The organism is Gammaproteobacteria bacterium (genome assembly GCA_029882975.1).
GTDB lineage: Bacteria > Pseudomonadota > Gammaproteobacteria > SZUA-152 > SZUA-152 > JAJDNG01.
In genome coordinates this window covers 150,755-164,765 of record JAOUJW010000004.1, presented here as the reverse complement: position 1 = coordinate 164,765, position 14,011 = coordinate 150,755, and the positions used below count along the sequence as shown (strand labels likewise).

The 14,011-nt window shown below is 48.5% G+C and carries 13 protein-coding genes; 9 read left to right on the top strand and 4 right to left on the bottom strand.

Annotation, left to right across the window (positions count from 1 at the left end; genetic code table 11):
• Positions 1-5: 5 nt before the first annotated feature.
• The 9 genes from rsxC to OEY58_04855 all read left to right on the top strand — a co-directional run bounded on the left by rsxC (position 6) and on the right by OEY58_04855 (position 10,198).
• Positions 6-1,403: an electron transport complex subunit RsxC gene (gene rsxC, locus OEY58_04895; GenBank protein ID MDH5324781.1), complete on the top strand. Its 1,398-nt coding sequence runs from the start codon at positions 6-8 to the stop codon at positions 1,401-1,403.
• Positions 1,400-2,413: an RnfABCDGE type electron transport complex subunit D gene (locus tag OEY58_04890; protein ID MDH5324780.1), complete on the top strand. Its 1,014-nt coding sequence runs from the start codon at positions 1,400-1,402 to the stop codon at positions 2,411-2,413. Before rsxC ends, OEY58_04890 begins: the two co-directional genes overlap by 4 nt.
• Complete coding sequence (locus tag OEY58_04885; GenBank protein MDH5324779.1) at positions 2,410-3,129, top strand: FMN-binding protein; 720 nt, start codon at positions 2,410-2,412, stop codon at positions 3,127-3,129. The genes OEY58_04890 and OEY58_04885 overlap by 4 nt, the downstream gene beginning before the upstream one ends.
• A complete protein-coding gene (rsxE, locus tag OEY58_04880; GenBank protein MDH5324778.1) occupies positions 3,126-3,794 on the top strand; it encodes an electron transport complex subunit RsxE in 669 nt (222 codons plus the stop codon). The genes OEY58_04885 and rsxE overlap by 4 nt, the downstream gene beginning before the upstream one ends.
• Positions 3,787-4,371 (top strand): electron transport complex subunit A, encoded by a 585-nt coding sequence (locus tag OEY58_04875; protein ID MDH5324777.1) that lies wholly within the window; start codon positions 3,787-3,789, stop codon positions 4,369-4,371. Before rsxE ends, OEY58_04875 begins: the two co-directional genes overlap by 8 nt.
• A 23-nt stretch (positions 4,372-4,394) precedes the next feature.
• The gene (locus tag OEY58_04870) at positions 4,395-5,249 is read left to right on the top strand and encodes a ferredoxin-NADP reductase (protein ID MDH5324776.1); all 855 of its coding nucleotides are present in this window, start codon (positions 4,395-4,397) and stop codon (positions 5,247-5,249) included.
• 302 nt (positions 5,250-5,551) lie between these two features.
• Positions 5,552-6,493 carry an SGNH/GDSL hydrolase family protein gene (locus OEY58_04865; protein MDH5324775.1) on the top strand — a complete coding sequence of 314 codons (942 nt, stop codon included), beginning with the start codon at positions 5,552-5,554 and terminating at the stop codon, positions 6,491-6,493.
• Between the two features lie 431 nt (positions 6,494-6,924).
• Positions 6,925-9,822, top strand: coding sequence for a transporter substrate-binding domain-containing protein (locus OEY58_04860; protein ID MDH5324774.1), 2,898 nt, complete (start codon positions 6,925-6,927; stop codon positions 9,820-9,822).
• On the top strand, positions 9,815-10,198 hold the full coding sequence (locus OEY58_04855) for a response regulator (GenBank protein ID MDH5324773.1): 384 nt from the start codon (positions 9,815-9,817) through the stop codon (positions 10,196-10,198). The genes OEY58_04860 and OEY58_04855 overlap by 8 nt, the downstream gene beginning before the upstream one ends.
• Before the next feature lie 2 nt (positions 10,199-10,200).
• Here OEY58_04855 and OEY58_04850 read toward each other — a convergent pair whose 3' ends face one another.
• The 4 genes from OEY58_04850 to OEY58_04835 all read right to left on the bottom strand — a co-directional run bounded on the left by OEY58_04850 (position 10,201) and on the right by OEY58_04835 (position 13,980).
• On the bottom strand, positions 10,201-10,692 hold the full coding sequence (locus tag OEY58_04850; protein MDH5324772.1) for a peptidylprolyl isomerase: 492 nt from the start codon (positions 10,690-10,692) through the stop codon (positions 10,201-10,203).
• A 330-nt stretch (positions 10,693-11,022) separates the two neighbouring features.
• Positions 11,023-11,865: a formylglycine-generating enzyme family protein gene (locus OEY58_04845; protein ID MDH5324771.1), complete on the bottom strand. Its 843-nt coding sequence runs from the start codon at positions 11,863-11,865 to the stop codon at positions 11,023-11,025.
• Between the two features lie 32 nt (positions 11,866-11,897).
• Entirely contained in the window at positions 11,898-13,055 is a 1,158-nt protein-coding gene (locus OEY58_04840) for a formylglycine-generating enzyme family protein (protein ID MDH5324770.1), read from the bottom strand.
• Positions 13,048-13,980, bottom strand: coding sequence for a formylglycine-generating enzyme family protein (locus OEY58_04835; protein ID MDH5324769.1), 933 nt, complete (start codon positions 13,978-13,980; stop codon positions 13,048-13,050). Before OEY58_04835 ends, OEY58_04840 begins: the two co-directional genes overlap by 8 nt.
• Positions 13,981-14,011: the final 31 nt, after the last annotated feature.

The window sequence follows — 14,011 nt, the reverse complement described above, 5'->3', positions numbered from 1 at the left end:
AACTCATGGCCAATAACACTATCCACATCAAACAGCAGACAGACACCATAGTGCGACGCAGTTCGTTTAGGGGTTTGCATCTGGACGACGCCAAACTAACGGCACATTTAAGCATAAAGCGCCTCGCCTTTGCGCCTTTGTTAATACTGCCACTGCGACAACATATTGGCAAACCCTCCATTGCAGTCGTTAAAACCGATGAGGAGGTGAGCCGCGGACAGCTGCTGGCTCGGGCCGATGGCTTTTTATCCACGTGTTTGCACGCCCCGGTTTCAGGAGTCGTGAAAAAATTCGACTGGGTCCCCAGTGCTGCAGGAATGACACCGGGCATGTACTTACAAGCCACTCCCGGCGCCACTCAAGAGGTAATACCCGGCACACCGTGCCATCTGGACACCGCCGGCGCCGAGGACATTATTCAAGCCATACAAAACGCAGGAATTGTCGGCTTGGGTGGCGCAGCCTTTCCCACCCACGCAAAACTCAAACCTCCAGAGGGAAAAGTGGTGGACACCTTGGTGGTCAATGGCGCTGAATGTGAACCCTATTTAACTACGGACCATAGAGTCATGCTGGAACAAACCGATGACATTGTTAACGGTATACTCTATTGCCTTAAAGCCAGCGGTGCCCGGCAGGCCATGATCGGAATCGAAAGCAACAAAACAGATGCCGCGAAATCCTTGAACCAAACGCTATCCCGGCGTAATTTACATGCCCGCATTTCGGTGCATCTATTACCGGTTAAATACCCACAAGGCGCGGACAAATTGCTGATCCACTCCCTGTTACAACGAACCGTACCTTCCGGTGGTCATGCTTATGACATCGGTGCTGTGACGGTCAATGTAGCCACTGCGGCGGAAATTGGCCATCTACTGCCCTTAGGCCAGGGTATCCAGGAGCGCGTTATCACCGTCTCCGGGCCCGCTGTACTCAAGCCAGGTAACTATCGCATCACCATCGGTACCCCGCTACGTTTTATCCTGGAAACCTTGGGGGTTAAAGACAGCCTCAGCCGGGTTTTTCTGGGTGGCCCCATGATGGGCAAAGCGGTAGCCGGCCTGGACATACCGATTACTAAAGGCGTCTCCTCTGTGCTTGCCTTCGACGCTGAGCATGTGAAAGATCAACGCAAGGTCTATCCGTGTATACACTGTGGCCATTGCGTCGAGGTTTGCCCCATGGGATTGAACCCCTCCCAGTTGGGTTTACAAGCCAAGCAGCAGGCTTATCAAGACATGGCAGCCTATCATCTCACGGACTGTTTTGAGTGTGGTGCCTGTGCGTATGTGTGTCCGTCCCATATTCCCCTAACGCAGTACTTTCGCGTAGCCAAAGCGGCTCTTACAAAACTAAATCGCAAAGCGAAACCGCAAACCCCGGCATCGGGGGAACTATGAAGCCCATAAAAACCTCACTGCACATTGACACCTCCCCCCATATATTCAGCGACACGAGTGTACCCAAGATTATGCGCCATGTGGTGTATGCCCTGATTCCAATGGTCGGTTTTGCATTCTATTGCTATGGCTGGTCTGCGCTTCTCATCATTGGTGTTTGCGTTATAAGTTGTTTGTTAACCGAACACTGGTTGTCAAAACGTATGGCGTTACCGTCCGGCATCGGCGATGGGTCGGCAGTGATTACCGGCTTACTGTTAGGCCTGACCTTACCACCCGCCCTGCCCTTATGGATGGCTGCACTGGGAGGTATAGTCAGCATCGGCCTGGGAAAAATGTTGTTCGGTGGATTGGGTTGTAATGTGTTTAACCCCGCATTAGTGGGTCGCGCTTTTCTGCAGGCAGCTTTTCCTTCCTCATTGACCACATTCAGTCCACCTTTTTCCCCGGATCGGTTCCATAGCATTGCGGATTCTGTTTTGACGCCTCCACTCCTATCTCCAAGCTATGACAGCCTCAGCAGCGCCACTCCGTTGAGCGCTTTCAAGTTTGGCGGCCAATCCAGTGAACTGAACTCCTTATTCCTGGGAACAAGCAACGGTTCTTTGGGGGAAACCAGTGCTGCTCTGATTCTGATGTGTGGCTTGTACTTGATATTTAGAAATTTTATGAACTGGCGCATCCCGGCCGGCATATTCATAGCCGTCTTTGCTCTCAGCAGCCTGTTTCACTGGCTGCAACCCCAACAATTCGCAGGACCGTGGTTTATGCTGTGCTCCGGCGGCTTAATGCTGGGGGCTTTGTTCATGGCCACAGATATGGTTGCATCACCCTTAAGTCATCGCGCCTGTTTTGTTTATGGCGTTCTCATAGGAGCCTTGGTGGTCGTTATACGCTACTGGTCCGGCCTGCCGGAAGGTGTCATGTACGCTATATTATTCTGCAATGCTCTTTCCCCCCACATCGATCGCTTATTACAACCCAAACCGTTTTCGGGGCAATCGCCATGAGTCAATCCCAGATTGTCCAACTGCAAACAAACCAGACACCCCAAACACCGGGCATCATGTTCCTTACCCTGACATTAATGGGCCTTATCTGCGCCGCTCTCTTGGCGGTTGTATATATGAGCAGTGCACCAACCATTGAAAAAAACCAACAACAACTGCTGCAACAATCGATTCAGGAATTGTTTCCCCACAGCACCAGGTTTCGGGCGTTACAAATGGACGCCTCCGGAAAACTGACTCTGCTGGAAAAGCGCATCACGCAGGCACATTTTTACGAAGTACTCGACCGGCATGACATTTTGCTCGGTTATTCAGTGCGAGCCTCGGGAATGGGTTACCAGGATAATATTGCTCTACTCTACGCTTACCGTCCACAAACCCAGATCATTTCTGGCTACGAGATACTTAGCAGCCGTGAGACACCTGGACTGGGCACTAAAATCGAAACCGATCAGCATTTTAAAGCGCAGTTCGACGCCTTACCGGTTCCCCTTACCGATAATCGACAACAACTGCGTAAAATCATCACCCTGGCCAAAAAAGGTAAGAAACCAACAAGCGGTGAGCTGGACAGCATTACCGGGGCCACCATTTCCTCTCGCAGTTTGATCCAGACGGTATCCAAAAGCTCTGCTCTTTGGGTTCCCCGGCTGCACCAACTTGCGACAGGACGCAATGCGCCAACACCAACCAATCCCGTGGAAAGAGTCCCATGAGTACCGCGCATCCAAACCAAACCAACCTGTTCCTTCAGGGTCTATGGCAACAAAACCCGGTTTTTGTACAGGCCCTGGGAATGTGCCCCACGCTGGCGGTAACCAACACAGCACTTAACAGCCTGGCCATGGGTTTATCGAGCGCCTTTGTGCTGATAATGTCGGCCTTGTTCGTATCCACTTTGAGAAATCTAATTCCCCGTCAAGTGAGAATTGCTTGCTATATCTTAATTATCGCTACCTTCGTTACCATGGTGGACTATGGGCTGCAAGTTATCGACCTCAAATTACATAAAGCCTTAGGCGCTTTTGTTCCTCTCATTGTAGTGAACTGCCTTATATTGGGCAGAGCCGAATCTTTTTCGTCGCGTAACCCCCTTTGGCCCTCACTGGTAGACGCAGCGGGAATGGGACTGGGGTTTTGTCTGGCATTATTGTGCTTGGGTGGCGTGCGAGAGTTGCTTGGAAGCGGTGCTTTATTTGGTATACCTATCCTGCCTGAAAATTTTGAACCCTGGGTAGTCATGGTTCTTCCCAGTGGTGGATTTCTGGTCTTAGGATTCTGGGTACTTATATTCGATGTCCTACGCAGCCCAAGACCGCTTCAACATCAACATCAACATCAACATCAACATCAACAACAGGAACATGACCATCATGCTTGATGAAGCCTATTGGCAAATCTTTCTTAACGCGGCATTGGTAAACAATTTTGTTCTGGCCTATTTTCTTGGCATCTGCCCTTTCCTTGGAGTTTCCGGTAACTTGGGCACAGCGACTCGTATGGGCATTTCTGTCACGCTGATCATGTTAATCAGTTCCGTATGTGCTTACTCTATGCATGCTTTACTGATTTTGATACAGGCGCCCTACTTGGAATTACTGTCGTTTATTCTGGTGATTGCCTCAACAGTACAAATGTTGGAAATCATGTTAAAGAAAGTGAACCCCGTGCTATTTCGTACTTTGGGAATTTTCTTACCACTAATTACGACCAATTGTGCCATATTGGGCTTAGCACTGTTTCAAACCAACAAGGGTTACCAATTGATGCAGTGTATTGTCTATGCCCTGGGTGCCGGCGTCGGTTTCACTCTGGCATTGGTGCTGATGGCAGGTCTACGAGTTAAGCTATCTTTGTCAACCACTTCGGAGTTGGCCCGAGGTACCGCCGCTACGCTATTCTTGGCAGGCATCCTATCTTTGACGTTTATGGGTTTTTCCGGTCTGGGAGCACCTTAAGCCGGATCCACAGGAGAAGAACTATGCGACTCAGCGACTATGACACCAGTAAGCGCTACCAGGCAACAGTATGCAGCAGCAAGCGCTTGACCCCTACAGACAGCGACGACGAAGTCAAAGAAATTGCACTAAGTGTCACTGATTACACGCCAAAAAGAATCGAGGCCTGTATCGGCGTGGTGGTTCCGGGACCGCATGATTACGGTCATAAAACCCACTTCAGACTATACACTTTGGCAGACGTGCCGGTTCAGCACGGGAACAACACCCAGATCACCATCGTAGTAAAACGTTGTAATAATGTAGACCCCTACAGCGGTGAGAGCTACCGAGGCATAGCTTCCAACTATTTGTGCGACTTAAAGGTCAACGAAGCAATCACCATTACCGGCCCTTACTCCATTCCTTTTGCTATTCCCGATGACAAATCGGCCAATATACTCATGATCGGCATGGGTACCGGCATCGCCCCCTTTCGTGCATTCGTCAAACATATTTATAAAGAACTGGGAGGTTGGGAAGGTAAAGTGCGTTTATTTTACGGAGCCCGAACCGGACTGGAGTTATTGTATATGAACAAACACCATGATGATTTCAGCAACTACTATGATGAGGAAACCTTTCAAGCCTTCAGCAGTTTGTCGATCCGACCCCACTGGGACGAGGATGTTGCACTGACACAAGCCTTGGAATTGCAGGAACAGGAAGTATGGGATTTGATCTGTTGCCACAATACCTACGTTTATGTGGCAGGACATAATCGCATAAACACTATGCTGGACAAAGCCTTTGCCGAAATGGCCGGTTCGCAAGACAAGTGGTATAGACGTAAAAAGGAACTTCAGGCCGGGCAACGATGGATGGAGCTATTGTATTAAATGTGGTTTCATTAGGTACCGTTGTATAAAGTACCATTGTATAAAGTACCATTGTATAAAGTACCATTGTATAAAGTACCATTGTATAAAGTACCGTTGTATTTAGCACAAAAGTATTAAACGCTTCACAATAGCAAATACACCGACACTGTTACGCGCTCGTATTGAGCAAAGGGACAAACATCGGAATAGTTTGCAAGGTCAAGCCATTATCCATTAGGATTGACGACTGGATAAGGAACCGTAAGCAAACAGATTGTGACGGCTTCGCGATCAATCGACTGGATGTAGAGGGGTAAACTATGAACGTTGTAATGAAGAGATTATTAATTTCGTTGGTCATCCTGGCACTGTGGCCTGCCGGCGTGTTAGCCGACATGCAACTGAACCGTATTGTTGTTTTCGGCGACAGCCTGTCGGACACAGGGAATTTGGCATCCGTAGTTGGTCCTTTTCCCAATCCACCTTATTACGGTAATCGGGTAAGCAACGGACCGGTGGCGGTGGAAGTCATGGCGCAAGTACTAAACCTGCCACTGCAAACTTCCTTACATTTGGTTGGTCCTGCGCAAGGCGATAACTATGCAGTGGTGCGCGCCATGGCCGGAACCACGGAGGCCATCGATCTGGCAACACAAACCACACTGTTTTTAGCCAACAATGGTGGCATTGCTCCGGCTGACGCCTTATATGTCGTGTTTCTGGGCGGCAATGACATTCGCAGTGCCCGCGACACCGACCCGGCAACCGCGCAACAAATACTCGAAGCCGCTGTTACCGGCATCGCTTCACAGCTTCGACAATTGTCCCAGGCCGGAGCCAAATACTGGCTGGTGGTTATGGGGCCGGATATCGGTGTCATACCGGAAACCCATTTGATCGCCGCTGCCACCGGGTCGGCGGACCTCCCTGAGATGACCACTCAGCTTTCCAAGCAATTCAATCGCTTACTCAAGCGACAATTGAAATCGGTCAAAAAAGATATGAAAGTGAAAATCAAGAAATTTCCGGTGGCGAAGGCACTGGCTGACATTGTTAGCAAGGCTGAGGAGCTGGGATTTACCAATACCAAGGGATTTTGTTTTAGTTCTCAACAAGGCACCTTTACACCCGATTGCAACTATGGTTTAAATTTTGACCAGTATATTTATTTTGATGAAGTACACCCCACCGCCCGGGTACACCACCTGGTAGGCAAAGCCATGAGCGAGAAAGTGGAGGATTGGTTCGAATCGGACGACTAGACTGGACACACGAACCCACCAGGGCCTCGCCCTGGTGGGTTCTAGGTCAAAGTTCCGGTTGATTTATAATATAGTTTTTACAATAATGTCAGTAATAACCGTCGCGCGTTTGGTCGGTTATATCTAAACTAAAGATTCTAAGGGATTATTGATTAGGGTCCGAAATAGAATCTGAAGCTTTCCCCGGAATTTTTCTGCATTATCCGATGTGCTTATTGGCGACAGTTCATGCGCTGGCGTCGGATTGGATATAGGGCAAATGCTGTTTTCATGTATTGATGCAGTTCCCCTATAATGTAACACAGGAACCATAACCGGAAGCCCTGGCAACCCAGACAACCCTAACTGTTAACTGACAACCATGAACCACACCGAAGCGCTAAGACCGGATTTGTATATGGGAGCCGCACACTCGCAATGGCTACAATCCCATGACCGTGTTTAAGCAAAACAAAGGTCAGTTACTTCCTAGATTTTTAGATATTCTCAACACCTTTGGCGCCATTGGTCTTTTTTTGTTCAGCATGAACAACAGCAATGCCGCGGAACCCATTGTATTAAAAGCTGCCGTACCGCAGGAATTTGCACCACAATATATAACGGACGCAAACGGCAACCCGGATGGCTTTGCCATAGAAACCATGAACCACATCGCCTTGAAAGGCGGATTCACAGTCCAATATCAAGTTTACGACAATTGGCCGGACACCTTTGCCGCATTACGCAATGGCTCTGTCGACCTGATACCCAATTTGGGGATTTCTGAAAAACGTAAAATCGACTTCGCTTATACCCGCCCCGTGGAAGCCACACCCATATCCATATTTGTCAGAAACTCCAGTCAGGACATCCAAAGCCTGTCCGATTTAAACAACAGAAAAACAGCAACCGTCAAAGGCAATATCGCGATAGATATTCTGAAAAAATCGGGAACCCAAGTAGTGATCAGCGCCACAGTTGAGGATGCCTTGTTTGCTTTATTATCAAACAAAGTGGATGCCGTGGTCTATCCCAAACCTTGGCTGCAGCACATTGCCGAAAAAGCCGGGTTAGAACATCGCATTAAAGTAGTTGGTCCTACCCTGGCTGAAGTCGTACGGGCAATCGCCGTGAACAAGGACAATACTCGGCTATTGAACCAAATCAACACCATACTGGCTGCATTTGTTGATAGTGAGGATTACAAAACCATTTATAGTCGTTGGTTCGCCAAACCCACTCCCTATTGGACTGTGCTACGGGTCGCATCCACCATGGCGACTGTATTTCTTGCTATTCTCCTTACCTTTGCCATTTGGTACTACCGCTCCTTGTGGAAATTGAACCACAGTCTGCGCGAAAGCATCGATAAACAAGAGTTAGTCACCGACGCTCTGAGAAAAAGTGAACAACGGCTGTCAGAATCTCAACGAATGGCCCATCTTGGACATTGGGATCTGGATATAAAAAGCAACCGACTGCATTGGTCTGATGAGATTTACCGAATTTTCGGACAAACGCCAGAGGAATTTCCCGCTACTTATGACGCTTTTTTGGAAACCATACATCCCGATGATCGGGAAATGGTGAATCAGGCGTATATCGATTCTCTGATAAACAAAACACCCTACAGCATCACTCACCGACTCAAGCTCGCAAGCGGTGAAATCAAGTATGTCACCGAACAATGCGAAACATCGTTTACCAAGGACGGTGATCCTACTCGTTCGATGGGTACCGTACAGGACGTTACTCGCCAAACACTGATTGAAAATGAACTGAAACAACACAAAGAACATTTACAGGAATTAGTCCAGTCCCGAACCCGGGAATTGGAACAGGCTCGTAACGCCGCCTTGGACGCCACCAAGGCCAAATCAGAATTCCTGGCCAATATGAGCCATGAACTGCGCACACCGCTCAATGCCATAATCGGTTTCAGTGGAATCGTCCGTGACGGTATGGCCGGCGAAGTTAATGAAGAACAAGCTCGTCAACTAAGCCTGGTTTACGACAGTGCCAAACACCTGTTGGATCTGATTAACGAGATATTGGATCTCTCCAAAATCGAAGCCGGTAAAGCAGAACTGTTTCGGGAGCACTTTTATATTGCGCCCGTCCTGGAAGAACTGGGTCAATTAATGCAGCAACAAGCGATGGAAAAGCAATTAACCCTTTCCATTGATATCAAGACCGATATTGAGCTGCATACTGATCGCGCTAAATTGCGGCAGATCTTGCTCAATTTGTTGAGTAATGCCATTAAATTTACCCATACCGGCGGCGTCACGTTAAGCTGCTCCAGAGACAAAAACAACTGTATCATTAATGTCGTTGACACCGGCATTGGGATTCCTGAAGAACAACGCGCCACTATTTTTGAAGCTTTCAAACAAGTTGACAACAGTGATACCCGAATCCATACCGGTACCGGCTTAGGGTTGGCCATTTGTCAATCTTTCATCAACATGATGGGAGGGGACATTTCCCTGCAAAGTGAAATCAACAAAGGCAGTCGATTTGTTATACGTCTACCGATAAAGACGCAATATAGCCAAACCAGGGAAACAGGAATTGATGTAAAAGTACCGAAAAACGGTCGTGGGAAAACGGTCCTGGTTGTGGACGATCAGGCAGAGGCCCGGGAGTTGCTCCAAACTTACTTACTCAATCAGGGTTATAGTGTAATCTGTTGCAATAACGGAAATGACGCCACAGAAATTGCCCGGGATCAACAACTGTTTGCCATCACTTTGGATTTAATGATGCCGGAAATCGACGGGTTGAGCATATTGAGCCTATTAAAAGCGAATCCGGCCACACAACACATTCCCGTACTGGTCATATCCGTTCTGGATCGGCAGCATCTGGGTTTATCTTTAGGGGCTGCAGATTATCTGCAAAAACCCATAAAAGAAAACGATCTTGCCGCCTGCTTGAAAAAGCTGGAAGGTACAGGTAAGCGAATATTGCTGGTAGAAGATCACGCCATAGAAACGAGTTTGATCCGCAAGGAACTGGAACTCCATAACTACCATTGTATTCACGTTAAAGACGGGCCTGGCACTTTACAAAGTATTGAAACCCTGCAACCTGACCTTATTCTAATGGACTTGATGTTACCTGAAACGAACGGCTTTGAATTAATGCAACGAATTAAAAATAACGTCGGCGACAATATCCCCATTATCGTCATTGCGGCTCAAGAACCTAGCGACCCAGAGAGGAAAATGTTGATCCAGGGTGCGCGGCTGGTTCTCACAAAAGGCAGATTTGATTTTAAAGTCATGCTGACTCGGATAAAGCAAATCCTTCAGGAGTCTAAAACCATAGAGGAAGTCCATGAGTAAAATACTAATCACTGATGACAATGCCCAAAATTTGTATCTGGCGCGATTTTTATTGGAGCAGCGCCGCCATCAAATTGACGAAGCTCATAATGGCCAGGAAGCTGTTGAGGCTGCGAAAAACAAGCGATTCGACTTAATCATTATGGACATCCAAATGCCCGTACTCAATGGTCTGGAAGCCACCAAATTAATTAAACAAATGGACTCCCCTCCTCCGGTTATCGCCCTTACCGCAAAAGCAATGACCGGAGACCCGGAGAAAATTCTTTCCGCCGGTTGTGACGGCTACATCGCCAAACCGCTGGACCCCAGAACGTTCGCCGAAAGTGTGGAAAGCTACTTAACAGAATTTACCGTTGAGATTGAAAAGGATTAAGGCTATTGCAGCGTGTGTGGAGCCTGAGACACAATCGCTGTTCCATCCAGCTCTTCTTTAGTTGCAGGTCGTATCCCCACCACATCCACTTGGAACTTCACGGTCTGTCCGGCGAATTGGTGATTGGCATCCACTGTGAGTTTACCATTTTCTATTTTTGTTACTACCAGATCCATCACTTCACCTTGTTCGTTTTCGAAGGATGGACGAGCACCCACGAAACGATATTCATGAGGTACGTTTTCCAGATCGTCAGTAAAACATAAATTGGGATTGTATTCGCCAAAACCTTCTGTGGGAGACAGTTCCACCTCTACCGTGTCACCCACGCATTTTTGATCCAGTGCATGCTCGATTTTTTCAAACATAGGATTTTCCACGCCATGGATATAATCGATCGGCAGATCGGATTGCTCCGCAAGCTCACCTTTTTCATTAAAAATTCTATAAGTTATTGACACTACAAGGTTTTTAGATACACGCGTTTCAGCCATAAAACAACCATCCCATCAACTACTTTGGAGAGTTCTAATTAAATCACGAGACCATGGCGATGTCCAAGGAGTCTGGTGATTTGACAGGAAAAATTTCATCAATAACTCCACCTGTCGCATGTCGGGTTACGCTGCGCTAAGCCAACCTACAATTCTTGCAGGCCGGCAGGGATGGTAAGGTGGAATAGCCTGCGTAATCCACCAAGCAGGCCTAAACCTTAACTTCACCGGCACCGATAAGCCGTAAACTAGCGGGGTAAACCAACCTTGCCGCCCGTCGGGTTGTACCACATCAAGCAAACTCCCGTATCTACAATCCAGCACACGTGATCAGGTATCTTTAACGCAGCGGAAACCGACATCGTTGTAGGCTTTGCTGGGATCAAAATTATAGCGATAGGCTGTGCGAAAATAATGCGGTATCACATAATGACCAATACCACCCCAACCACCGCCTCGCACGACTTTGTGTTTGCGACCGTAGTTAGGGCTTTGGTATTGCGCTCCCGGATAAGCTTCATACCAATCGGCGGTCCATTCCATGACATTACCGGCCATGTCGTAAACACCGTAGTAGGATTTACCCAGCTCAAAGGAACCGACTGCCGTCAGATCCTGCTCTCCCTGCCCGGCATTCAAATAATCCGGTTTCCATTCGTCACCCCAGGGATATTCCCTACCATCCGGTCCCCGTGCCGCTTTCTCCCATTCAGCCTCTGTAGGCAAGCGCTTGCCCAGGAAGCGGCAATAGTCGTTCGCCACTTGCCAGGTAACAATTCGCACGGGGGCTAAATCAGATTTCATGTGTAAGCGCTCATAAATGGTTTGCAATTGCGCCGGGTTAAATCGTCCGTCAGCACGTAAGAAAGCTTTGAAGTCCGCATTGCTCACTTCGTATTTATCAATGTAATAGGCTTTAAGATTAACCCTGCGACGTGGTTGCTCAGGTAAATACAGGGGCTCATTGAAGCCGAATTCTTCCGATTTACCGCTGGCATCCACCTCATCCGTACCCATAATGAATTCACCGGCACCGATATACACCATGTCCTGAACTTGCGTTGCTGTGATGGTTGCAGGTTTCACCGCTTGCTGTGTTGCCTCAACGGAAGATTTATCCGAACAAGCCACCGTGATTAGAATCAACACCATTCCCGGCAAATGTTTTAACATGAACACATCCTTATCTTCCTTAATTTGTTGCTTCACGCATCTTTAGCGCAACGAAAACCAAAGCTGTTATTCTTGGTTTTGGGATGAAAAAAACTGCGATTATAAACGGGCGCCGATATACCGCATTGGTAAAAAGAGCAATCCCACCAGGAGCCTCCTTTCAGCACCCGATAATTGCCTCCATAGTTCTCCGATTGACGCGTATTGCCCGGGTAAGCCTCATAGCGCGAAGCGGTCCATTCCCATACATTACCCGATGTATCGTATAAGCCAAAGGGACTCTTGCCACCATCAAAGGCACCCACAGGAGTTGTATCGCCCTGCAATCTTAAATTGGCCCAACGCACCGGCGAGTTGACCCGTTCTATACTAAACTCATCCCCCCAAGGATAGACGCGCCCATCGGTACCTCGTGCCGCCTTCTCCCACTCCTTATCGTCGGGTAACCGCTTGCCGGCCCATTCGCAATAAGCCTTAGCATCAAACCAGGAAACAAAAGTCACGGGATGATCCGCCTTACCCTCAGGATGTCGACTATTGACAAAATGCGAAGGGGGCGGCCGATGTGTAAAAGCCAGTGAATGCTCGTATTGCAAATTGGTAACTTCATACACATCAATGTAAAAACTTTTTACAAACAAGTGGTGCTGCGGTCCCTCGTCCGGTAAGCGTTCATTGGTACCGCGGATAAACTCCCCTTCCGGCACTAAAACCATCGCTCCGGGTTTCGGCCCGCGGAGAGTGCCGTTATAGTACATTTCCAGGTTCATGCCCGGACCACGCCCAAGCGCCTTGGGAAAGTTGGAATCAGACTGCGGAGTCTCCGGCTCGTGTTTTAAAGCCGCCAGTTTTCCGGTAACCCAACCGGTTTTATGGCACTGTACACAGGCAGTCTTCATCAGCTGTTTGAATGCCGGTGATTCGGTATTCCGGTGACAGGAAAAACAGGAAGCCGAACGCCGGTGATGCTCCTGTTTTAATACTTCCTGTTTTAATACTTCCTGTTTCTCCGCGGTTAAAGTCGATTTTTTCTTTTCCGGCTCGGTTAAAGACGGAGCACCACCCAGTGCCTCACCAACACCCATCAAGCCAATAAACGCCGGCGCCCACAACCATTGCAGATTAAAACAAGCTACATGGTTTGCTGCACATCGTCGCCCTGTACACTTTCGCTCTGTATGTTTACGCATCCTTGGCGCAACGAAAACCCACATCCTCACTTTCCAACTCCGGTTCAGAATACTGTCGTGTCGCCGCACGGAAGAAATAACTGATGGCATAGTGGCCCACACCACCGCCCCCGCCTCGGATCACACGGTTAATTTTGCCAAACAGTGGACTTTGATGGTCCGAACCCGGGTAAGGCTCATACCAATCTTCCACCCACTCCCACACGTTTCCCGACATATCGTATGCCCCGTAAGGAGAACGATTCTCCGGATAAGCTCCCACAGGCGCTATGCCGTTTTCCCAATTAGCGTCATCACCGGTATTGGTGATTTTCGGATCCCATTGATTTCCCCATGGATATTCCCGACCGTCCGTGCCTCTGGCGGCTTTTTCCCATTCCGCTTCCCGTGGTAAACGCGCACCGCGCCACTCGCAAAAGGCTTTGGCTTCAAACCAATTGACACCCCCCACCGGGTAGGTATCCAGCACTTTTTGTTGCTCCAGCATCGCGTTAAGCAACTGCGGTTTGTCCATTTTTCGCGTATCCATATCCAGTTTGAAATATTCTACGGCGATCTTACGCAACTTCTCCACATCCATACTCTTTAGCTTTTCTTCTGACAGGGCGTAACCGTTGTTGACCCAATGAAACGGCATCATACGTTTGCTGTTTAAGATAAAAAGCTTATACAGTTTATTGCTGACCTCATAACTGTCTATCTGAAACGCGGCGACCGACACCTTGCGTCGCGGCCGTTCGTCTCGGTATAAAGGATTGGGAAAACCGTAACGCTGCTGCACGCCTTCGGTATCTTCCTTCTCACTACCCATAACAAAATCACCGGCTGGAACACTCACCATGTCGACAGGCGGTAACACCCCGGCACTACTGTTGTTAGCCGATTGACTGCAAGCGCTGAGTAACACAAGCACCAGTGCTATCATTAAATAAACCTGATATGTCAAACTCTCCCCC